This is a genomic window from Ancylobacter sp. VNQ12 (assembly GCF_049445835.1).
In the GTDB taxonomy this organism is placed as follows: Bacteria; Pseudomonadota; Alphaproteobacteria; order Rhizobiales; family Xanthobacteraceae; genus Ancylobacter.
Map to the genome: position 1 here is coordinate 19,245 of NZ_JBMSDU010000020.1, position 20,981 is coordinate 40,225.

Consider the following 20,981-nt stretch of genomic DNA (forward strand, 5'->3'; position numbering starts at 1 on the left):
GCCACGAGAGGCGATCCGGGCTGTGGGGCCAGGGGCGATCTTCTGAGGCTGTTGGGGAACGTCACGATGACGGAGCTCGGAGCCCGCAGCGGCCTTGCCAGGGCCACGGGACAGGGCCAGATGCGTCGTTCAAATGACTTTGTCTGGCGCCATCGGAATCTTTTCCGCCTGGCGATCACCGTCACGGCGGTGTTCGCCGACCTGATCGCGCTGCTTCTTGCCTGCCTTCTTGGCACGCTGCTGCGCCACGGTGACTTCGATGGTGGCAACTCGGTAGAGACCTTCATCCTCGTTGCGCCGATCTATCTGCTCGCTGCCGTGGCACTGCGCGCCTATCGACCGTCGTCGCTGCGTTCGTTGGGGCGTTCGCTGTTCTCGGGGACCGCTGCCTTCTTCATCGCGACCAGCATCGCACTCAGCGCGGCCTTCGCGCTGAAGGTGGGTACGATGCTGTCGCGGCTCGAGACCGGCTATGCGGTGCTGCTGGCACTGTGGTTGCTGGTCATTGTGAGGGTCGTCGGCGTCTATGTGCTGCGCCGGCTCTTTAGATCCGTGATCGAGCCGCGGCTGATCGTGCTGACCGACGGGCTCGGTGCGGACGGTTCCGATGACAGGCTGACGCAACTCGTCAATGTGCGTCAGCTCAACCTTCGTCCGGCTCTGGGCGATCCGCAGTTCTTCGATCGCGTCAGCCGCACGGTCCGCGATGCCGACCGGGTCATCCTTTCATTCTCGAACGTCAACGAACGCCTCAAATGGGCCGAGGCGATGCGCCTGAGCGGTCTCGACGCGGAGATTGTCGCGGATCTCGGCGATGTGAAGCCGCTGGCGCTGTCGCACTGGCGCCATCACACGACACTGGTCATTTCCCGCGGCCCGCTCAATCTCGGGGAGAGGATCACCAAGCGTGCCTTCGATATCGCCGTCGCGAGCGGTATCCTGTTCGTGGCCGGCCCGATCATCGCTCTGGCCGCCTTGTTGGTGAAACTCGATTCGAGGGGCCCCGTGCTTTTCGTTCAGGAGCGGGTAGGGCGCAACAACCGGACCTATCGCTGCTTCAAGCTGCGCACCATGCGCATCGATGCCATCGATGCCGCCGGCGAGGTGTCGACCTCGCGCAACGACGAGCGCGTCACCCGGATTGGCCGCTTCCTGCGGCGGACCAGCATCGACGAACTGCCGCAGCTGTTCAACGTTCTCAGGGGCGACATGAGCCTTGTCGGGCCGCGGCCGCATGCGCTGGGTTCCCGCGCCGAGGGCGCCCTGTTCTGGGAGCTCGTGCCGGACTACTGGAGCCGTCATTCGATGAAGCCGGGCGTCACCGGGCTGGCGCAGATCCGCGGCTATCGCGGCGCGACGCACAACCGGGAAGCCATTGTCGATCGCGTGGCGGCGGATCTCGAATACATCAACAGCTGGTCGCTCTGGCTCGACATCAAGATACTGGTCAAGACCGTCCGCGTGGCGATCCATCACAATGCCTACTGAGCCGGCCGAGCTCGCCGCCTGCTGCGTGGAGGTCTGCGGGAGCTGCGCATGACGCGTGGCCAAGGCATGTGCGAAGATCGCATTTCATCCCTCTTATTGCCGCAGTTCAACGCTCTTACACGCCAGGGCCGGCGAGCGGCCAATCGTTGCAATCTCGATCCGGAGACATCATGTCCCCCCTCTACCGGTGCGCCGCTGCCTTGCTGCTGGCCTGCGGCCTTTCCGCTTCGCCGGCCTTTGCCGCCGCGTCGTGCGAGGGGCGCCTTGGCACGTCGCGCGTCATGGAGGTGCAGGCGGCTGGGCTTCAGGTCGGCACCAAGCACTTCCCGCAAACGCTGGATTTGGCCGAAGGCGAGGTCGTACTCACCTTCGATGACGGCCCGCATCCCGGCACCACCAATATGGTGCTGGCGGCACTGTCGCGGGAATGCGTCCGGGCGACCTTCTTCCTCGTCGGACGCGCGGCGGCCGCCCATCCCGATCTCGCCCGTCGCATCGTGGCGGAGGGACATACGGTGGGGCACCACAGCCAGACTCATCCGATGACGCTGGCCGACATGCCCTTCGAAAAGGCGGTAGCGGATATCGAGAAGGGCTTCAGCTCCGTCGAGAAGGCGGCCTATGGCAGTGCCGCGCCGCAATTGCGCGTGCCGTTCTTCCGATTCCCCGGCTTCGGCTCGTCGCCGCAGTTGCTCGACTATCTCGCCAAGCGCGGCGTCGGCGTCTTCGGTGCCGATCTGTGGGCGGGCGACTGGAACCCGATGACGCCCGACGAGCAGCTACGGCTGGTGATGGAGCGGCTCGATCATCAGAAGCGTGGAATCATCCTGTTCCACGACACGCGCGCGCAGACCGCGAAGATGATTCCGGCTTTCCTCGTCGCGCTGCGGGAGCACGGCTATCACGTCGTGCATATCGTCCCGGCCGGTGTCGTCACCGCCGCCGCGCCGCACTGAGGCAAGGGTCGAGGACGGCTACCTCAAATTCGGATAAAATGTCTTGGAAACGACAACGGCGACCCTGAGGTCGCCGCGCGAATTCCACTTTCCGGTCAGCTGACCGAAGCCGCTGAAGTAGTTGGTGCGGTCGAGAGGACTCGAACCTCCACGGTGTTACCCACTGCCACCTCAAGGCAGCGCGTCTACCAATTCCGCCACGACCGCATCCGCTTACAGGCGAGGTCGACGAAGCGACCGCCACAGGAAGCGGGGCATCGTCTAACAGATCGATTGCCGGTCCACAAGGCCTGCGGGGGGCTGTGGATAGCGCCGTGACGGTCGCGGGGGCGGTGGGGCAGACAGAAGGCGCGGGGATGATTATCTCTAGGGCATGAACGAGCTTGTCGAGGACGGCGCCACCGCACCGGCGCATCTGCGGGGCGATCTGGTCGCGAGGCTTCCGGCCCGGCCGGGCAGCGCGCCCGTACGCTGGCGCATCGAGCGCCAGCCGGTCGAATATCCGCTCGCGCTCGCCGAGATGGACCGCCTCGCGGAGGCCATCGCCGCCGGGCGCGAACCCGAGACGGTCTGGCTGCTGGAGCATCCCCCGCTCTACACCGCCGGCACCAGCGCGCGGCCGGAAGACCTCGTCGATGCCAACCGCTTCCCGATCTTCCAGACCGGGCGGGGCGGGCAGTTCACCTATCACGGCCCCGGCCAGCGCGTGGCCTATGTGATGTTGGATTTGCGCCGCCGATCGCCGGACGTGCGCCGTTACGTGGCGGCGCTGGAGGAATGGATCATCCGCACGCTGGCGGGCTTCAATGTGCGTGGCGAACGGCGCGAGGACCGGGTGGGCGTGTGGGTTCGCCACCCCACCAAGGCGGGCGAGGGGGAGGACAAGATCGCCGCCATCGGCATCCGTGTCCGGCGCTGGGTGACCATGCACGGCATCTCGCTCAACGTCGAACCGGAGTTGGCGCATTTCGGCGGCATCGTGCCGTGCGGCGTACGCGAGCATGGTGTCACCAGTCTGGTGGAGCTCGGCCTGCCGATCACCATGGAGGATGTCGACCTCGTGCTGCGGCGGGAGTTCGAGCAGGTCTTCGGGCCGACGACGGACGAATAGGCGCGCGAGTCAAATCGTCGGGCGCACGTCGAAACCGGTGAAGGGTCCGTCTGCCTCGCCGGGCTCGATCTCCAGGATTTCGATACGCGTCACGCTGGCCGTCGGCGGTCCCATACGGCACGCGACGAGCAGTTCGGCCAGCGCGGCCTCCTCGGCGAACAGCAGAGCCTCGACGCTGCCCGCGCGGCGGTTGCGTACCCAGCCGGACAGTCCACGGCGGCGCGCCTCGCCCGCGAGCCAGGCGCGATAGCCGACGCCCTGCACCCGGCCGTGAATGAGCAGGCGCGTGGCCACGGCCGAATTCATGCAGCCGTCCTGTTGCAACGGGACAACGCGCAGGTCCGCATGGGAACGCTACCCCGAGGACTGAATTGCCATAGCGCGCCGCGCTTCATAAGAACGGCTCCTGTTCCACATTTCGAATGGCTCCCCCCGAACCCCAGCCGGAGAGCGGCATGCGCGAAGAGACCGAGCTCGCCGCCCCGCCGCCGTCGCGCGGGCCGGATCATGACATCGACCTGATGGAGGCACCAGGCTTCGTCGAGGCGGTCGTCGGCGCGATCGAGACCCGGCAGGTCGACACGCTGCGCGGGCTGATCGCCAATCTGCATGAAAGCGATCTGGCCCGGCTCATCGAGGCGTTGCCTGCCTCCGATCGGCCGCTGATGATCGAGCTGCTGGGCAGCGACTTCGACTTCACCGCGCTCACCGAGCTCGACGAGACGGTCCGCCTGCAGATCCTGGAGGAACTGCCGACCCAGACTGTCGTCGACGGTGTCCGCGACCTCGATTCCGATGATGCCGTCTACATCCTCGAGGACATGGACGATGCGGACAAGCAGGAGATTCTCGACAGCCTGTCGGTTCCCGAGCGCGCCGCGCTGCAGCGCAGCCTCGACTACCCCGAAGAAAGCGCCGGCCGGCGCATGCAGACCGAGTTCATCGCCTTGCCCCCGTTCTGGACCGTCGGGCAGGCGCTGGACTACATTGGCGAGACGGAGGGGCTGCCCGAGGTCTTCTTCGAGGTCTTCATCGTCGACCCCTCGTACCATCTGACCGGATCGGTGCCGCTCGACCGGCTCATCCGCACCAAGCGCGGCATCAAGCTGGGCGAGGTGGTGACGCCCGACCGGCATGTCGTGAAGGCGACCGACGACCAGGAGGACGTGGCGCGCGTGTTCGAGCGCTATAACCTGATCTCGGCTCCGGTGGTCGATGATGGCGAGCGGCTTGTCGGTGTACTCACCGTCGACGATATCGTCGACGTCATCCAGGAGGAGGCGGACGAGGACCTCAAGGCGCTTGGCGGCGTCGCCGGCGACGAGGAGCTGTCGGACAGCTTCTGGTACATCGCCAAGAGTCGCTTCTCCTGGCTGCTGCTCAATCTGATCGCGGCGAACATTGCCTCCTTCGTCATTTCGATGTTCGAGGGTGAGTTGCAGCGGATGGTCGCTCTCGCCGTGCTGATGCCGATCGTCGCCAGCCAGGGCGGCAATGCCGGCACGCAGACCATGACGGTGGCGGTGCGTGCCCTCGCCACGCGCGAATTGCGGGCGAGCAATGCCAGGCGCGTCATCGCCCGCGAGTTGCTCGTCGGCCTGTTCAATGGCGTGGTCTTCGCCGTGATCATGGCGGCGGTGGTCTTCGCGCGCTTCGGAATTGCCGATCTCGGTATCGTCATCGCCCTCGCCATGATCATCAATCTGGTGGCGGCGGCGCTCGGCGGAATTCTCATTCCGCTGGCGCTGAATCGGCTCAAGGTCGACCCGGCCGTCTCGTCGGGGCCTTTCGTGACGACGATCACCGACGTCGTCGGCTTCTTCGCCTTCCTCGGCATCGCCTCGCTCTGGTTCTAGAGCGACATCCGGTCGGTGAGTCACCTGTGCGGAACCAAGGCGTTCGCCGGTGCGGTGGCGGGGACAGAACCTGCTTCAAACGACGCTGTCCTACCGATCGTTCTGCCCACGCCGGAGGCCGTTGCTGCAACTGATTTGCTTCAAGCTGCATTAAGGAACGGCACCTACTGTACCGGCGAGGTAACACGGGAGGGAACGGATGAGGTGGCTGCTCGGCCGTCTTGCCGGATTCCGTTCCGCCGAGCCTCTGGAGACGGTGAAGTTGAACACAGGCCGCGAGGGCAGGGTCGCGCTGGGGCAGGCCGGCGACAGGACCATCCTGGCGGTGGCGCTGGTCATAGCAGCAGCGATCGCGGCGATGGTCGCGTTTTCCTTCCTCGCCGCCGGCCGCGTCGATAGCGCTTCACGTTCGCGCTGGGCGGTGCTCATGACGGATTCACTTTTCCGGCGAGCGCACGCCCTGGAACGCGATCTCGCCAGTTTCGCGCATTGGGATGAATCGGTGCTGCGCACTGCCTATTTCCTCGATACCGAATGGGTGCACGAGAATTTCGGCCGCTGGCTCCATGACACGCAGGGGCACGATCGCTCCTACATCATACTCGATGGCCGTGTGGCCTATGCGTCGATCAACGGGGCGCTCGTGGTGGCAGAGGATGCGAGCTTCGATGAGCAAGCCGTGCTGCCCCTCGTGCGAGGGGTGCAGGATGCCTTCATGGAACAGGTCGCCCATGCTGCGGGGCGCGGCACCATCGGCAGGACGGCGAGCGAGCCGGCACCGGTGTTCCGGGCGGGCTATCTGCGCGTCGAGGGGCGGCCGGCGCTGGTCGGCGCCATCAGCATCACGCCGGATTATGGACGGGTGGTGTCGCCCGATCGCGCGCCGCCGATCGCGGTGACCGTGGTCTTTCTCGACGGCGCCTTCCTCCGGGACGTCGTCGCGGAACTGCATATCGCCGACCCCGTGATTTCCGACGAGCCGGCAGATTCCAGCCGGCTCTCGGTGCCGCTGCCGTTCCACGATTCCACCATTCCTCCGGCATGGCTCAGCTGGATACCCGAAAATCCGGGTGCCGCTTTGTTGCGCGCGCTGCTTCCGGCCTTGCTGGGAACGGCCGCCCTGCTGCTGGCGGCCGCGGCGATCACGTTGTGGTACGCGCGCCGGGCCACGCGGGAGCTGGCCGCCAGCGAGGCGCTGGCCTCCCATTTGGCCTACATCGATTCACTCAGTGGGCTGGCCAACCGAGCCATGCTGATGCGCGCGCTCGACGAGCGGCTTGCCCGGATCGGCTCGGACGATCGGCTGGCGGTCTTCTTCCTGGACCTCGACGGTTTCAAGGACATCAACGATACGCTCGGCCATCACATCGGCGACCGGCTGCTGGCGGAGATCGGCGCCCGCCTCAAGGATCTCGCATTGCCCGCAATGCTGGCCTCGCGTTTCGGCGGCGACGAGTTCGTCCTCATCGCCTCGGTGGGCGCGGACAATCACGAGGTCGAGGCGATGGGTGCCGTCATCATCGAGGCGATCCGCCGCCCGACGACCGTCGCCGGCCACGTGCTCTCGGTGAGCGGCTCCATCGGCGCCACCGTGGCGCCCGATCACGGTGTCGAGGCCAGCCAGCTGATCCGGCTTGCCGACATCGCCGTCTACCGGGCCAAGGCCGAGGGGCGGGGAGGGGTCCGCCTCTTCGTGCCGCGCATGGAACGCGAGGTGGTCCGCCGCCGTGATCTCGAACTGGATCTGCGGCGGGCGCTCAAGGAGGGTGAGTTCACCGTCTATTTCCAGCCGCAGTTTTCCGTGGATGGCGAGGCGGTGGTCGGCTTCGAGGCGCTGGTGCGGTGGTTGCACCCGACGCAGGGGGTCATTTCGCCGGGCGAATTCATTCCGGTGGCGGAGCAGACCGGCCTCATCACCGAGCTCGATCTGTGGGTGCTGCGCCATTCCTGCACGCAGGCGCGCAACTGGGGCGAGGTGAAGATCGCGGTGAACCTGTCGCCGGTCGATTTTCGCAGCCGCAACCTTGCGACCACTGTTGGCGAGATCTTGAGGGAAACCAGCTTCCCCCCGGATCGGCTCGAGATCGAGATCACCGAGAACCTGTTGATCGGCAACCACTCCGAAGCCTTCGCCACCCTGTCGGCGTTCCGCAACATGGGCATCCGCATCGCGCTCGACGACTTCGGCAGCGGGTATTCCTCGCTCGGCTACATCAGGCGATTCCGGATCGACACCATCAAGATCGACCGGAGCTTCACCCAGAACATCGGCCAGAGCGACGATGCCGCCGCCATCATCGACTGCGTCGTCCGCCTCGCCCGTGCGCTCGCCATAACGGTGACGGCGGAAGGCGTGGAGACGCGCGAGCAACTGCGCTACCTGCGACTGGTCGGGTGCCATCAGGTGCAGGGCTTCCTGCTGGCCAGCCCGGTTTCGGTGGAGAATATAGGCCGTTTCCTGGAACGTGTTCGTCCCGCCGGAAGTGTGGGGACGAGGCGCGACCTGCCCTGATGAGGAGGTGAAGGATGTTCTTCGGCGCCTCGAAGCTGATCTGGATGGTGATGGTTCCGTCGACCTTCCTCGTGCTGCTGGCGGTCGTCGGCCTCCTTGTCCTGCGGCGATGGCGGCGACTGGGAACAAGTCTCCTCGTACTCGGCGTCGTGGGCCTGTTGGCCGTCGGCCTCGGTCCGTTCGGTCGCATGCTGACCGTGCCGCTGGAGAACCGTTTCCCGATCTTCGTCGATGATGGCCGGCCGGTGGACGGTGTCGTCGTGCTGGGCGGCGCGGAGCTTCCCGAGATAACGGCCGCGTGGGGGCAGCCGGCCTTCCAGGAATCGGCCGAGCGCATGTTCGCGCTGGCCGATCTCGCCCGGCGCTATCCGCAGGCGCGCCTTATCTTCTCGGGCGGAAGCGGCAGTCTCCTGGGCTCGTCCATGCAGGAGGCGGATGTGATCCGGATGGCGCTGCCGCAGCTCGGCGTCGATCCCGCGCGGGTCGCGTTCGAAACGCAGTCCCGCAACACCGAGGAGAATGCGCGGCTGTCGCGCGAACTGGCGGAGCCGAAGGCGGGGGAGCGCTGGCTGCTCGTTACCTCGGCCATGCATATGCCGCGTGCGATCGGCAGCTTCCGCGCGGCAGGGTTCCCGGTCACGGCCTACCCGGTCGACTTCCGCACCTCGGGACGCGGCGATCCCTGGCGCCCGTTCGGTTCCGTCGCCGAAGGGCTGGAATTCTTCGATGGCGCCGTGCGGCAGTGGACCGGGCTGGTGGCCTACTACTGGAGCGGCCGGAGCAGTGCGCTGTTTCCAGCGCCGTAGCGATCCGGCCGCCTGTCAGCCATCCGACGGCGGCAGCCCGAGGCGGAACACGCCGCGCAGCTCGTCGGGGTCGACCGGCTTGCCCTTGCGATAGATGACAATCTTGCCGGCCTTCGCCAGCCGGATGGCGGCGCGCCGTACGGCAGGGAGGGTGCCATGCCATTGCGGTCCCGGCGACACCGCGCGCGCCACGTCCTCGGGCGTGATCGAGCGCCCCTTTTCCGCCGCGGCGGCGACTTCGAGCACGGCGGCCTCGACGGCCTCCTCGGACGGGCGCGGTGGGCGCGAGGAAGGTTCGGTCATAGCGATGGGGCGTCCGTGTTCTCGTCGTCGAGGATCCAGTGGGAATCGCGGCCGAACTGGCGGTTGGTCATGACGATGAAGATCGCCACCGTCGCGGCCATGAAAGCCCACGCATTCACATACCAACCGAGATAGCCGATGGCGAAGAAGAATGAGCGCTGTCCCCGGTTGAAGTGCCGGCCGGCAACGGTCGCCATGCGAGCCACCTTCAGGGCATGGGCGTGGGCGTAGGTCTTTCCCGCCTCCGCCGGCGGAGGGGTCGAGCCGAGCAGGATGGTCGTGTAGTTGAACAGGCGATAGGCCCAGGCGAACTTGAAGAAGGCGTTGGCGAAGATCAGCGTCAGTCCTAGCGTCTTCAGCTCCCAGCTGGTGCGGTTCGGCGTGACGAAAGGTAGGTCGGCGAAGATCGCCATCACCGCGTCGGTGGATTGGAGAATCGCCAGCGTGGCGCCGATCGCCAGCAGCGATGTCGATGCGAAAAAGGCCGTGCCGTTCTGCAACGCAGCGACGATCTGTGCATCGACGATGCGATTCTCGCGCAGCAGCATGCGCTGCATCCACTCCAGCCGGAAATGGTCCATGCGGCGGTTGAACGAACGACGCTCCGCCCAGCCGCCCTCCATCAGCTTGTGATAGGCGGTCCACGCCACGAGGAAGGCGGCAAAGGCTATTCCATCAACATAGGTAAGTCCGAACATTGGCTTATGCCATGAAGTTCGCGTGATGCGTGAAAGGGAAGGGCAGCAGTTTTCGCCTGCGCATCGTGGCCTGCGCGTCTCCGAGGTTCAATAGCGAGGGATGGCTGTGGAAAAGCCCGCCCGACTGGCCCCGCAACGCTGCCTTGCGCGCTGTGCGGGGGATCGTGGCGATTTTGCGATTGCGAACGCGGTAACATTTCATTAAGTATCGTTTCATCGAGCGAGCGCACCGGAGAAGAAGCCGGTAGTGTCGCGGACTGAACTTCAAGGGATCATCGATGAATTCCGTTTCCGAGCACTCCTGTTGGGGAGTCGCACGTTGGACTGTCGTCGCTTTCCTGGCCGCAGTGGCCCTGTTCTACCTGTTCGGTGGCTTCCATGCCGCCGGGGTGAGCGCCAGCTGACTTGGCCGTCTGCCGCACGGCATCCCTGATCTGATGACGGTCCGGCCTCCAGGCCGGGCCGTTTTCGTTTCGGCGGTCCTCGACGCATCAAGGCCGCTTATGGCCCGCATCACATCTCGCTGTTTGCCCAAGCCGTGACGCTGGTCGATGTTGGCCCCGCAACGAGAGGGGAAATCGGACATGGCCTTATCGGACACGACCCTGAAGCTGATCATCGGCAACAAGAACTATTCCTCATGGTCGCTGCGGCCGTGGCTGGCGCTGAAGGCCTTCGAGATTCCGTTCGAAGAAGTCACCGTCCTGTTGGGAGACGATGACTTCAAGGAGCGGGTGCGGCAGCATTCGCCCGTGGGCAAGGTGCCGGTGCTGATCGACGGCGATGCCGTGGTATGGGAATCCATCGCGATCATCGAGCATCTGGCCGAGCGTTTCCCGGAAAAGGGGCTGTGGCCGGCGGATCCGGTCGCCCGCGCCCATGCGCGCTCAATCGCCACCGAAATGCATGGCGGCTTCGCTGGCCTTCGTTCGGTGGCGCCGATGAATCTCTGGCGCCCGATCGAGGTGCGCTCCCTGCCGGAGGCCGCGCTCAAGGACGTTCGCGTGCTGGTGCGGCGCTGGGGCGAGGCCCGCGAGCGGTTCGGCCAAGGCGGGCCGTTCCTGTACGGGACCTTCTCGGCCGCCGACGCGATGTATGCACCGGTCGCTACCCGCATCCGCACCTATGGCATCGCCGTCGATCCGGCGACGCAGGCCTATGTGGCGGCGATCCACGACCACCCCGCCTTTGTCAACTGGAAGCAGCAGGCGCTGCTCGAAACGCAGCTGCTGCCGGAAGACGAAGTCGACTGGCCGGTCGTCAAGCGGGTATAAGGCTGGCCGCCATTGCCCTTGCTGGACGTCCGCCCATGCCTCTCCACCTACTGAAACTCTGCGTCGGTGCCGAATCCGTTCAGGACCTCGAGGAGTGGATCGTGGAGAATCTGGCGGAGAAGGCCGCGCGGGGGCAGCCGGTCGAGCAGTTCCACACCACACGCATGGTGCCGACCCGCACCGGCGATTTGCTGGCCGGCGGCTCGCTCTATTGGGTGATCAAGGGCGAGATCGCTTGCCGGCAGGCGCTGACCGGCATCGAGCCCTTCGTCGATGCGGACGGCATCCGCCGCTGCCGGCTGATGCTCGATCCCGTCGTGCACCGCGTTGAGCCGCGCCCGAGCCGGCCGTTCCAGGGCTGGCGCTACCTCGCCGCCAAGGACGCGCCGGCCGACCTCGATACGGCGGCTGGCGATGCGCCGTTGCCGGAGAACCTCAGGCGCGAGTTGCGCTCGCTCGGCCTTCTCTGAGCCGGGGCGGAACCTGATGCCGCCCTCCGCGCGTTGTCCTCCCGTTACGACAGCAACGGGAGGGACAGCGATGACCCAGGATTCGGACGATCACCGCGTGGTGGAGAACGGTGAGGTCGTCGTGAAGGCGAACACCGAGGAGCGTCAAGCCGTCGAAGTGCGCCCGATGCGCTACGTGCTCGGCATCGGGCTGGCGCTGGTAATCATCGGCATGGCGGTCAGTTATCTCGGCGTGGTCTAGACCGCCAGATTGTCGATGAGGCGGGTCGTGCCGATACGTGCCGCGATCAGCAGGCGGATAGGGCCTTCGCTGCGTGCCGCGAGCGGGGCCAGCGTGGCGGCATGGCGCGCCTCGAGATAGTCGAGCGCGAAACCCGCTGCCACCACGCTTTGGCGCGCTTCCTCGACCGATGCGTCGACATCGCGCCCATCGCGGATGTCGGCGGCGGCCTTGGCGAGGGCGCGGTGCAGGGCCGGCGCTGCGGCACGGTCCTCGGGGCTCAGATAGACATTGCGCGAGGAGAGGGCGAGGCCGTCAGCTTCTCGGACGGTCGGCACGCCGAGGATGGCGACCGGAATATCGAGATCGCGCGCCATGCGCGTCACCACCTGAAGCTGCTGATAGTCCTTCTCGCCGAACAGCGCGACGTCGGGCGCCGCCTGAAGCAGCAGCTTGGCCACGACCGTGGCCACGCCGGCGAAATGAGTGGGGCGGAAATCCGTCTCCAGCCCCAGCGCTGGTCCGGTAAGCGAAATGGTGGTGGCGAAGCCGTCCGGGTACATCTCCGCCACATCCGGCACGAAGGCGGCGTCGACGCCGGCACCGCTCGCCTTTTCGAGATCGGCGGCAAGGGTGCGGGGATAGCGGCTCAGATCCTCGGTCGGGGCGAACTGCGTCGGGTTGACGAAGATCGAGACGATGATGCGCTCGGCCTGCTTGCGGGCCGCCTCCATCAGGGCGACGTGGCCGACATGCAGCGCCCCCATGGTCGGCACCAGCGCGACGCGCTCGCCAGCGGCTCGCCAGCGCCGGACCTGCGCCCGTAACTCGGCGACGCTGTGGAGGGTGGCGATGGTGGACGAAGGCGCACTCATGATCATCATTCCGCTTGAGACCGGGCGCGGCTGGTCTAGCAAAGCGGAGCGGCGGGTCAACCGTTCGGGAGGACGCTATGCGTGGGCGAGGAGGTCGCTAAACTCGCGCCGAATCTGCCACGCGTGCTGTGAAGGCGTCCATGGGCTCCGACAAGACCGTACCGAAAGCGCCGTCCATCGCATCCTCACCGGATGTCGCCCGCTTTCTCGCCGAGGTGAATGCCCGCCGGCCGGTGTCGGCGGATCGGCGCGGGCGCCTTGTCTTCGCGCTCGACGCCACGATGAGCCGGCAGCCGACCTGGGATCTCGCCTGTACCCTGCAGGCGGAGATGTTCGAGGAAGCGGGTGCGGTGGGCGGTCTCGACATCCAGCTGGTCTATTACCGTGGCATCGGCGAATGCCGGGCCTCACCGTGGATCACGGACGCCGCGCGCCTCGGCGCGCTGATGGCGAAGATCGATTGCCGGGGCGGGCGCACGCAGATCGGCCGGGTGCTGCGCCATGTCGCCAATGAGGCGGGCAGGGGGCCAGTGGGTGCGCTGGTCTTCGTCGGCGACGCCATGGAGGAGCAGCTGGACCATCTGTGCGCCGAGGCGGGGCCGTTGGCACTACGCGGCATCCCCGTCTTCATGTTCCAGGAGGGGCGGGACCCTTCCGTCGAACGGGCCTTCCGCGAGATCGCCCGCCTCACGCGCGGCGCGTGGTGCCGTTTCGATGCCGGCGCCGGGGCCGAGCTGCGCGCGCTGTTGCGTGCGGCCGCGAGCTACGCCGCCGGGGGGACAGAGGCTCTGAAAGCTCTTTCGGCCAGTTCCGGCGGCGCGCGCCAGCTGCTCGCCGCCATGCGGGATACACGATGATCAATCTGCTTGTCGGCGCGGCCATCGTCGCGCTGGTCTATTACGGCCTGAAGGCCTTCGGCCGGGCCGATGCCAAGGCGCTGGTGAAGCTCGGGCGCTCGGTCGGCGGGACGGTCATGCTGCTGCTGGCCGGCTTTCTCGCCATGCGCGGCCATATCGAGACGGCCATCCCGCTCGGCATCTTCGGCCTGTCGCTCATCGGCTGGAACATCGGGCAGGCGGCGCCGTGGAACCGGCTGCGCACCACGAAGGGACGTACGTCCTCCGTGCGCACCGCCGCGCTCGACATGGTGCTCGATCACGACAGCGGGCGGCTGAGCGGCACCATCACCAGCGGCTCATTCGCCGGGCGCGAGCTTGACACGCTCGATGTGCCGCGCGTGGCGGCTCTGGCACTGGAGCTGGACAGCGAGAGCCGCCAGCTACTCGAAGCGTATCTGGACCGCCGGGCGCCCGGCTGGCGTGAAAACGCTCAGCGTGATGCGGGCGGGCGGAGCGCTGACACGGCGCGCCGCGGCACGATGACGAAAGAGGAGGCCTACCAGATCCTGGGGCTTGCGCCGGGGGCGGGGACGGATGACGTCCGCAAGGCTCACCGAACCCTTATGAAGAAACTCCATCCCGACCAGGGCGGGTCGAATTATCTCGCTGCCCGGGTGAATGAAGCCAAGGATATCCTGCTCGACCGGCATTGAGGCCTCCCACTCAATTCCGGAAGACCATGCAGCTGAAGTCGTTGCGCTTGAGAGCCTGACAGGCCTTCTTGGCAGCGGCCTCGGCGTCGAACCCGGCGAAGCGGGCGCGCACGATCTTGGTGGAGCCCTTCACCGCTTGCTCGGTGTAGGAGTCGGCCTTGGAAAGCGGGGCGCCCGCCTTGGCCTTGGCCTTAGCCAGCTGGGCCTGCGCGTCGGCGACGCTGCCATAGGCGCCGATCTGGATGCCCCAACCGCCGGAACGCGGGCTGGCGGCGGTCTCGGCATTCTCGGCTTCCTGACGCGGGATCTCGGTCGGGCCGGCGCTGGCGAGTTGCACCCGCTTGATGGCCTTCTGTGCCGGCGCCTGCTGGGCGGGCGTCTGGGCAACGGCAGCCTGGCCGCCAGTGGCATCGCCATTGGTGAAGGAAAGCGTGCCGAGAATGCCCGGCTGGTTGCTGAAGGTCGCGGTCGGTGCAGCGGGGCGGGCGACGGCGACGGTCTTGACCGCCACTGGCACGATAGGCTGGGCGGAGCCGACCTGTGCGGCAGATTGCGCGGCGTCGTCCACAGCGGCAGCGCGCACGGGAGGAGTCGGTACGGAAGCGGTCGTCATCGCATCGGTTTCGACTGCGGCAACGGCGGACGCCATGGCGACGCGCGGGTTGGCGGCCGGAACCGGAATGACCTGCGGCGCGCGGGCGACGACCGGAGCCGGCTCGGCAGCCGCGATCTGCGCCGGGGCCGGCTCGGGGGTCGGAATCTCGGCCGCGGCGACCGCGACTTCCGGCGCATCGTCCTCGGAGAGGGACGGGGCGGAATTCATGCGGGCGACCATCTGCCGGCCGGCATAGGCCTTGGGCAATGCCGCGCTGACCAGCTGCACCATGCGGTTGTCGCGCGAGGCGGCGCTGGCGCCACCCATCACCACGCCGATGACGTAGCGGCCATTGGCCTTGACGCTGGTGAGCAGGTTGAAGCCGGAAGCGTTGGTGTAGCCGGTCTTGATGCCATCCACGCCCTCTATGCGGCCGAACATCCGGTTGTGGTTGCGGATCGCCTGGCCGCGATACACGAAGGAGCGGGTCGAGAAATACTCGTAGTAGCGCGGGAAGCGCTCCTGGATGGCGCGGCCGAGAACGGCAAGATCGCGCGCGGTCGTCACCTGCTGGGGATCGGGCAGGCCGTTGGGATTGCGATAGGTGGTGCGCGACATGCCGAGCGAACGGGCGCGCTGGGTCATGCGGCGAGCGAAGCTGGCGGAATCGCCGGCGAGGTTCTCGGCGATCACCACCGACACGTCGTTGGCCGAGCGAGTGACCAGCGCCTGAATTGCGTCCTCGACCGAGATGGTCGAGCCGGCCTTCACGCCGAGCTTGGAAGGCTGCTGGGCGGCGGCGTAGGCGGAGACCCGCAGCTGCGAGTCGAGCCGGAGCTTGCGGGCCTCGAGCTGCTCGAACAGCAGATAGAGCGTCATCACCTTGGTGACGGAAGCGGGATGGCGCAGGGCGTCGGCGTTGTCCTCGTAGAGCACCCGGCCGGTATTGGCATCGACGACGATCGCGGAGGCGCCGCGCTTCCACACGCCCTTGTCAGCGGTGGCGACCGTTCGCGTGACGGTCGACTTGTTGCGCGCCTGCTTCTTTTTCTTGGGAGCGGCATCCGCCACCCCCGCGCCCAGCAGCGATATCGCCAACAACGCCACACCGGCCCGCATCACATACGTGCCGAATTTCCCCGGAACCCGCATTTACCCGTCCCGCTACTCGATCCCGGCTCAGGCCGGGACTCTACAAATTGGAGCGCACTCAACAACGCAACCGGCGTGCTGCCGGCGCAAGTCGTGAAAACTCAAGGAACGTTGCCGAGCGACCACGCCGCGAAGCTTATGAAGAGTGCGGTTACGAACTCGTAAACCAGAGGTCATCAAACCGGTCCTTGTGGCGATATGATGGGCCTTGTTCACAGCGCCGGAAAAAGTGCCGCGCGAGACATATTGCACTGCACAAAATTTCTTGACGGCGATGCTGCGTCGCATTAGATAAAGACAAGGGAGAAGCGATCCCGGCGGGCGCGGGCGAGAGCAACAACTCGGCACGCGTGGAACCACCACAGGAGTTGGGTCATGCTGCAGAATTTCGACGACATCCAGAAGCTCGGCAAAGACAATCTCGAGCTCTCGGTGAAGAGCTTCGGCACCGTTTCGAAGGGCGTGCAGGCGATCGCCGTCGAGGTTGCCGATTATTCCAAGAAGTCGTTCGAGGAAGGCACGGCCACGGCTGAGAAGCTGTTCGGCGCCAAGACCCTCGACAAGGCCGTCGAGATCCAGTCCGACTATTTCAAGAGCGCGTATGAGAGCTTCGTGGCTCAGGCGACCAAGATCGGCGAACTCTATGCCGACCTCGCCAAGGAGGCCTACAAGCCCTACGAAGGCGTTCTGGGCAAGTTCCCCGCCACCAAGTGACGCAGGCTGGGTGACGCCAGCTGCCGGGGGCGAGCGCTAGCCCGGCGCGGCATTGACCGATTTCGCGAAAGGCCCGGCCGCAAGCCGGGCCTTTTTGCATGCGTGGTTCGGCGTCGTGCATGTCACCTTTCCGACATGCGGCAAACGCCGGCACTTGAAAGGCGCGTCCGGCCCAGGTCACCGGATTGCGACGGCGGCCAGGTAACGAGCCTCTGGCGCCGCCCGCGAGGCGTACCTATTATATCTGGGCAACCCCGGCATCCGGCCGGCAAGGTCCAGCCTGAATGTCAGCATATGTCACGTCCAAGCTGCCCGAAGTGATGATGGCCGACGATGAGCGGCGTCGGCGCGGCGAGAACGCGCCCGGCACTGCGGTCATCACCCGAACCAAGCCGCAGGTGAAGCGGCCAAGTCTCTATCGGGTGCTCCTGCTCAACGACGACTACACGCCAATGGAGTTCGTCGTGCACGTGCTGGAGCACTTCTTCGCCAAAAATCGGGAGGAGGCGACCCAGATCATGCTGCATGTGCATCAGCATGGCGTGGGCGAGTGCGGCATCTACACCTATGAAGTGGCCGAGACAAAAGTCACACAGGTGATGGACTTCGCACGAAAGCACCAGCATCCTTTGCAGTGCGTCATGGAGAAGAAGTGACGCTCCGCGACGGCTAAACGAAGAGGTCCCGATGCCCACCTTCTCCCGCAGCCTCGAGCAGTCGCTTCACCGGGCCCTCGCGCTCGCCAATGAACGCCACCACGAATACGCGACGCTCGAACACCTGCTGCTGTCTCTGGTCGACGATCAGGACTCGGCCGCAGTCATGCGCGCCTGCAACGTCGACCTCGAAAAGCTGCGCCGCAATCTGGTCGAGTACATCGACACCGAACTCGACAATCTGGTGCAGGACGCGGGCGAGGATTCCAAGCCGACCGCCGGCTTCCAGCGCGTGATCCAGCGCGCCGTCATCCACGTCCAATCCTCCGGTCGCGAGGAGGTGACCGGCGCCAACGTGCTCGTCGCCATCTTCGCCGAGCGGGAAAGCCATGCGGCCTATTTCCTGCAAGAGCAGGACATGACCCGCTACGATGCGGTCAACTACATCAGCCACGGCATCGCCAAGCGCGCCGGCATGTCGGAAAGTCGTCCGGTCCGCGGCGCCGAGGAGGAGACTGAGACGAAGACCGGGGAAGAGACCAAGAAGAAGGCCGACGCCCTCGACGCCTATTGCGTGAACCTCAACAAGAAGGCGCGCGAAGGCAAGATCGACCCGCTGATTGGCCGTGATGGCGAGATCCAGCGCACCATCCAGGTGCTCTGCCGCCGCTCGAAGAACAACCCGCTCTTCGTGGGCGATCCCGGCGTGGGCAAGACTGCCATCGCCGAGGGGCTTGCCCGCCGCATCGTCGCCGGCGAAGTGCCGGACGTCCTGATGAAGGCCACCGTCTTCTCGCTCGACATGGGCGCGCTGCTCGCAGGCACCCGCTACCGCGGCGACTTCGAGGAGCGCCTGAAGCAGGTGGTCAAGGAGATCGAGGCATATCCCGACGCCATCATGTTCATCGACGAGATCCATACGGTGATCGGCGCCGGCGCGACCTCGGGCGGGGCGATGGATGCCTCCAATCTGCTCAAGCCTGCCCTTGCCGCGGGCACGCTGCGCTGCATCGGTTCGACCACCTACAAGGAGTACCGCCAGTACTTCGAGAAGGATCGCGCGCTGGTGCGCCGCTTCCAGAAGATCGACGTCCCGGAGCCGACGGTTCCGGATGCGATCGAGATCCTGAAGGGCCTCAAGCCGTATTTCGAGGACTATCACCGGCTGCGCTACACCAACGAAGCCATCAAGGCGGCGGTGGAGCTTTCCGCGCGCTACATCCATGACCGCAAGCTGCCCGACAAGGCGATCGACATCATCGACGAGTCGGGCGCCGCGCAGATGCTGCTGCCGGAGGCCAAGCGCAAGAAGACCATCGGCGTGAAGGAGATCGAGGCAACGGTCGCCACCATCGCCCGCATCCCGCCAAAGAGCGTCTCGAAGAGCGACACCGAGATCCTGGCGGCGCTGGAGACCACGCTGAAGCGCGTCGTCTACGGGCAGGACAAGGCGATCGAGGCGCTGGCCTCGGCGATCAAGCTCGCCCGTGCGGGCCTGCGCGAACCGGAGAAGCCGATCGGCTCCTACCTGTTCTCCGGCCCCACCGGCGTCGGCAAGACGGAAGTGGCCAAGCAGCTCGCCTCCTCGCTCGGGGTGGAACTGCTGCGCTTCGACATGTCGGAATACATGGAGCGGCACACCATCTCGCGGCTCATCGGCGCGCCTCCCGGCTATGTCGGCTTCGACCAGGGCGGCCTGTTGACCGACGGCGTCGACCAGCACCCGCATTGCGTGCTGCTGCTCGACGAGATCGAGAAGGCGCATCCCGACCTGTTCAACATCCTGTTGCAGGTGATGGACCATGGGAAGCTGACCGACCACAACGGCAAGCAGGTGGATTTCCGCAACGTCATCCTCATCATGACGACGAATGCGGGTGCCGCCGACCTGTCGAAGTCGGCCTTCGGCTTCACCCGCTCGAAGCGTGAAGGCGACGATGTGGAGGCGATCAACCGCCTGTTCGCACCGGAGTTCCGCAACCGTCTCGACGCGATCATCACCTTCGCCCACCTCACCAACGAGATCATCGCGTTGGTGGTGGAGAAGTTCGTTCTCCAGCTGGAGGCACAGCTTGCCGACCGCAACGTGACGATCGAGCTGTCGGACGACGCGACCGCCTGGCTGGTTGAGCGCGGCTACGACCAGCAGATGGGCGCGCGCCCGATGGGCCGGGTGATCCAGGAGCACATCAAGAAGGCGCTCGCCGACGAGGTGCTGTTCGGCAAGCTGCGGTCGGGTGGCCATGTCCGCGTCGTCGTGAAGATCGACGAGGAGGGCGAGACCACGCTCGGCTTCGAGTTCCCGGAAGGGCCGATCACGCCCAAGCCGGAAAAGATCGAGCTGCCCAAGGCCAAGCGTGCGCCGCGCCGCAAGAGCGCGGCGGCCGCCAAGCCGAAGAAGCCGAGCGAGGCCGTCAAGCAGCGCCCGAGCGGCTCCAAGGTGCCGAAGGTTCCTCTGGTGAAGGCCTGAGGATCGCATAGCTCCCGATCTGGGAGAGGAGATCGACCCCGCCGGTGCATGTGCGCCGGCGGGGTTTCTGTTTTGGACGGCTTACCGGTTCGCATGGCACCCATGCGGGTCCGACCAAAGGAGCGGCTTGACGCCTGGAACTTCGCGGTCGATGTACGCGGCTCGCTGAGTTCGCCATATGCATTCGCCCTTTGCGCCGACACCGTCCGCACCGCACGCCTCCACGCGCTGGTTCCTCCGCGGGATGCTTGGGGCGTGCGCGACGCCCGGCTTCGTGCTGGTCTTCACCTTTGTCGGCTTCGGCGGGCTGATGCATGACGTCGGCTTCCCGATCATCGCCGGGCTGCTGTCGACGCTGCTGGTCTGGGCGCTGCCGGCCCAAGTGATCCTCATCGGCGGATTGGCCGCGGGAACCCCGCTGCCGGCGCTGGCGCTGGCGGTCTGCCTGTCCGGCGTACGGCTGATGCCGATGGTGGTGGCGCTGCTGCCGCTGATGCGCGGGCCGCGGCCGCAGCTGTGGAAGGAACTCATCTGCGCCCATTTCGTCGCGGTGACGATGTGGGTGGAGGGGTTTCGCCTGCTGCCGCCCGTGGCAGCCGAGGGCCGGCCGGCCTATGCCTGCGGGCTCGGAGCTGGCCTGACCTCGATGAGCATGGCCGGCACCGCCATCGGCTTCCATCTCAGCCACACATTGCCGGGTCCGCTGGCCATCGCGCTGCTGCTGCTCACCCCGATCTCCTTCACCATCCTGTTGGTGCGCAATGCGCGCCAGGCGGTGGACTGGCTTGCCATCGCGCTTGGCGCGGCGATCGCACCGCTGGTGGCGGGTTCGCCCGGCGGGCTGGACCTGTTCTGGGCCGGCGTGGGTGGGGGAACGCTGGCCTTCCTCATCGCCCGCTACGGGACGGGGAGGCGCGCATGAGCTTCTACAGCCACGAGCTTGCCGCCATCCTCATCGTCATCTTCGTGGGCTTCCTGCCGAACGAGGTCTGGCGCGTGCTGGGCGTGCTGTTCGGCCGCCGCATCGACGAGGACGGGCTGTGGATGCAGTGGGTGCGGGCGGTGGCGACGGCACTGCTCGCCGCCGTGGTGGCGCGCCTGCTGCTGATCCCCAGCGGCGCGCTGGTGGCGCTGCCACTCTGGCTGCGCGTCGGCGGCGTGGCGAGCGGCATCGCCGGATTTCTCCTGGTGCGCCGCTCGGTACTTGCCGGCGTGCTCACGGCCGAAGCGGTGCTCGTCCTCGGCGCGTGGTGGCTCGGCATTCGCTGAGGCG

21 protein-coding genes and 1 tRNA gene are annotated in these 20,981 nt (G+C 66.3%); 16 read left to right on the forward strand and 6 right to left on the reverse strand.

Annotated features, from left to right (window positions below):
- Positions 1-66 precede the first annotated feature (66 nt).
- Together ACO2RV_RS20655 and ACO2RV_RS20660 are read left to right on the forward strand one after the other, a co-directional pair.
- Positions 67-1,488: an exopolysaccharide biosynthesis polyprenyl glycosylphosphotransferase gene (locus ACO2RV_RS20655; RefSeq protein ID WP_423296125.1), complete on the forward strand. Its 1,422-nt coding sequence runs from the start codon at positions 67-69 to the stop codon at positions 1,486-1,488.
- Positions 1,489-1,658: 170 nt separating this feature from the next.
- The gene (locus tag ACO2RV_RS20660; RefSeq protein WP_423296126.1) at positions 1,659-2,444 is read left to right on the forward strand and encodes a polysaccharide deacetylase family protein; all 786 of its coding nucleotides are present in this window, start codon (positions 1,659-1,661) and stop codon (positions 2,442-2,444) included.
- A 122-nt stretch (positions 2,445-2,566) separates the two neighbouring features.
- Here ACO2RV_RS20660 and ACO2RV_RS20665 read toward each other — a convergent pair.
- Positions 2,567-2,651, reverse strand: a tRNA-Leu gene (locus ACO2RV_RS20665).
- Between the two features lie 166 nt (positions 2,652-2,817).
- On the opposite strand from ACO2RV_RS20665, the gene lipB reads away from it, so the two are divergent.
- Positions 2,818-3,555 carry a lipoyl(octanoyl) transferase LipB gene (gene lipB / locus ACO2RV_RS20670; RefSeq protein WP_423296127.1) on the forward strand — a complete coding sequence of 246 codons (738 nt, stop codon included), beginning with the start codon at positions 2,818-2,820 and terminating at the stop codon, positions 3,553-3,555.
- A gap of 9 nt (positions 3,556-3,564) precedes the next feature.
- Here the strand turns inward: lipB and ACO2RV_RS20675 are convergent, their stop codons facing one another.
- The gene (locus ACO2RV_RS20675; protein WP_423296128.1) at positions 3,565-3,861 is read right to left on the reverse strand and encodes an acylphosphatase; all 297 of its coding nucleotides are present in this window, start codon (positions 3,859-3,861) and stop codon (positions 3,565-3,567) included.
- Between the two features lie 149 nt (positions 3,862-4,010).
- Here ACO2RV_RS20675 and mgtE point away from each other — a divergent pair, with 149 nt between their 5' ends.
- The 3 genes from mgtE to ACO2RV_RS20690 all read left to right on the forward strand — a co-directional run bounded on the left by mgtE (position 4,011) and on the right by ACO2RV_RS20690 (position 8,729).
- Positions 4,011-5,411 carry a magnesium transporter gene (mgtE, locus tag ACO2RV_RS20680; RefSeq protein WP_423296129.1) on the forward strand — a complete coding sequence of 467 codons (1,401 nt, stop codon included), beginning with the start codon at positions 4,011-4,013 and terminating at the stop codon, positions 5,409-5,411.
- Between the two features lie 199 nt (positions 5,412-5,610).
- A complete protein-coding gene (locus ACO2RV_RS20685) occupies positions 5,611-7,923 on the forward strand; it encodes a putative bifunctional diguanylate cyclase/phosphodiesterase (RefSeq protein WP_423296130.1) in 2,313 nt (770 codons plus the stop codon).
- 14 nt (positions 7,924-7,937) lie between these two features.
- Complete coding sequence (locus ACO2RV_RS20690; RefSeq protein ID WP_423296131.1) at positions 7,938-8,729, forward strand: YdcF family protein; 792 nt, start codon at positions 7,938-7,940, stop codon at positions 8,727-8,729.
- A 15-nt stretch (positions 8,730-8,744) separates the two neighbouring features.
- Here the strand turns inward: ACO2RV_RS20690 and ACO2RV_RS20695 are convergent, their stop codons facing one another.
- Positions 8,745-9,032, reverse strand: a complete 288-nt coding sequence (locus ACO2RV_RS20695; protein WP_423296132.1) for a DUF3253 domain-containing protein — start codon at positions 9,030-9,032, stop codon at positions 8,745-8,747.
- Positions 9,029-9,730 (reverse strand): DUF599 domain-containing protein, encoded by a 702-nt coding sequence (locus ACO2RV_RS20700; RefSeq protein ID WP_423296133.1) that lies wholly within the window; start codon positions 9,728-9,730, stop codon positions 9,029-9,031. Before ACO2RV_RS20700 ends, ACO2RV_RS20695 begins: the two co-directional genes overlap by 4 nt.
- A 584-nt stretch (positions 9,731-10,314) precedes the next feature.
- On the opposite strand from ACO2RV_RS20700, the gene ACO2RV_RS20705 reads away from it, so the two are divergent.
- The 3 genes from ACO2RV_RS20705 (at position 10,315) to ACO2RV_RS20715 (ending at position 11,715) form a co-directional block, all read left to right on the forward strand.
- A complete protein-coding gene (locus ACO2RV_RS20705) occupies positions 10,315-11,004 on the forward strand; it encodes a glutathione S-transferase family protein (RefSeq protein ID WP_423296134.1) in 690 nt (229 codons plus the stop codon).
- Between the two features lie 35 nt (positions 11,005-11,039).
- Positions 11,040-11,474, forward strand: a complete 435-nt coding sequence (locus ACO2RV_RS20710) for a DUF1489 family protein (RefSeq protein WP_423296135.1) — start codon at positions 11,040-11,042, stop codon at positions 11,472-11,474.
- Between the two features lie 70 nt (positions 11,475-11,544).
- Entirely contained in the window at positions 11,545-11,715 is a 171-nt protein-coding gene (locus ACO2RV_RS20715) for a hypothetical protein (RefSeq protein ID WP_423296136.1), read from the forward strand.
- Here ACO2RV_RS20715 and panC read toward each other — a convergent pair.
- Positions 11,712-12,569 carry a pantoate--beta-alanine ligase gene (gene panC, locus ACO2RV_RS20720; protein ID WP_423296137.1) on the reverse strand — a complete coding sequence of 286 codons (858 nt, stop codon included), beginning with the start codon at positions 12,567-12,569 and terminating at the stop codon, positions 11,712-11,714. The genes ACO2RV_RS20715 and panC overlap by 4 nt on opposite strands.
- A 140-nt stretch (positions 12,570-12,709) precedes the next feature.
- Between panC and ACO2RV_RS20725 the strand changes: the two genes are divergently transcribed.
- Positions 12,710-13,426 (forward strand): VWA domain-containing protein, encoded by a 717-nt coding sequence (locus tag ACO2RV_RS20725; protein ID WP_423296138.1) that lies wholly within the window; start codon positions 12,710-12,712, stop codon positions 13,424-13,426.
- Complete coding sequence (locus tag ACO2RV_RS20730) at positions 13,423-14,121, forward strand: DnaJ domain-containing protein (protein WP_423296139.1); 699 nt, start codon at positions 13,423-13,425, stop codon at positions 14,119-14,121. The genes ACO2RV_RS20725 and ACO2RV_RS20730 overlap by 4 nt, the downstream gene beginning before the upstream one ends.
- Before the next feature lie 10 nt (positions 14,122-14,131).
- Here ACO2RV_RS20730 and ACO2RV_RS20735 read toward each other — a convergent pair whose 3' ends face one another.
- Positions 14,132-15,868: a serine hydrolase gene (locus ACO2RV_RS20735; protein ID WP_423296140.1), complete on the reverse strand. Its 1,737-nt coding sequence runs from the start codon at positions 15,866-15,868 to the stop codon at positions 14,132-14,134.
- Positions 15,869-16,243: 375 nt separating this feature from the next.
- Here ACO2RV_RS20735 and ACO2RV_RS20740 point away from each other — a divergent pair, with 375 nt between their 5' ends.
- The 5 genes from ACO2RV_RS20740 to ACO2RV_RS20760 all read left to right on the forward strand — a co-directional run bounded on the left by ACO2RV_RS20740 (position 16,244) and on the right by ACO2RV_RS20760 (position 20,977).
- Positions 16,244-16,582 (forward strand): phasin family protein, encoded by a 339-nt coding sequence (locus tag ACO2RV_RS20740; protein ID WP_423296141.1) that lies wholly within the window; start codon positions 16,244-16,246, stop codon positions 16,580-16,582.
- Positions 16,583-16,902: 320 nt separating this feature from the next.
- On the forward strand, positions 16,903-17,238 hold the full coding sequence (clpS, locus tag ACO2RV_RS20745) for an ATP-dependent Clp protease adapter ClpS (RefSeq protein WP_423296180.1): 336 nt from the start codon (positions 16,903-16,905) through the stop codon (positions 17,236-17,238).
- 31 nt (positions 17,239-17,269) lie between these two features.
- Entirely contained in the window at positions 17,270-19,708 is a 2,439-nt protein-coding gene (gene clpA, locus ACO2RV_RS20750; protein WP_423296142.1) for an ATP-dependent Clp protease ATP-binding subunit ClpA, read from the forward strand.
- 244 nt (positions 19,709-19,952) lie between these two features.
- Entirely contained in the window at positions 19,953-20,630 is a 678-nt protein-coding gene (locus tag ACO2RV_RS20755; RefSeq protein ID WP_423296143.1) for an AzlC family ABC transporter permease, read from the forward strand.
- Positions 20,627-20,977 carry an AzlD domain-containing protein gene (locus tag ACO2RV_RS20760; RefSeq protein WP_423296144.1) on the forward strand — a complete coding sequence of 117 codons (351 nt, stop codon included), beginning with the start codon at positions 20,627-20,629 and terminating at the stop codon, positions 20,975-20,977. The genes ACO2RV_RS20755 and ACO2RV_RS20760 overlap by 4 nt, the downstream gene beginning before the upstream one ends.
- Positions 20,978-20,981 lie beyond the last annotated feature (4 nt).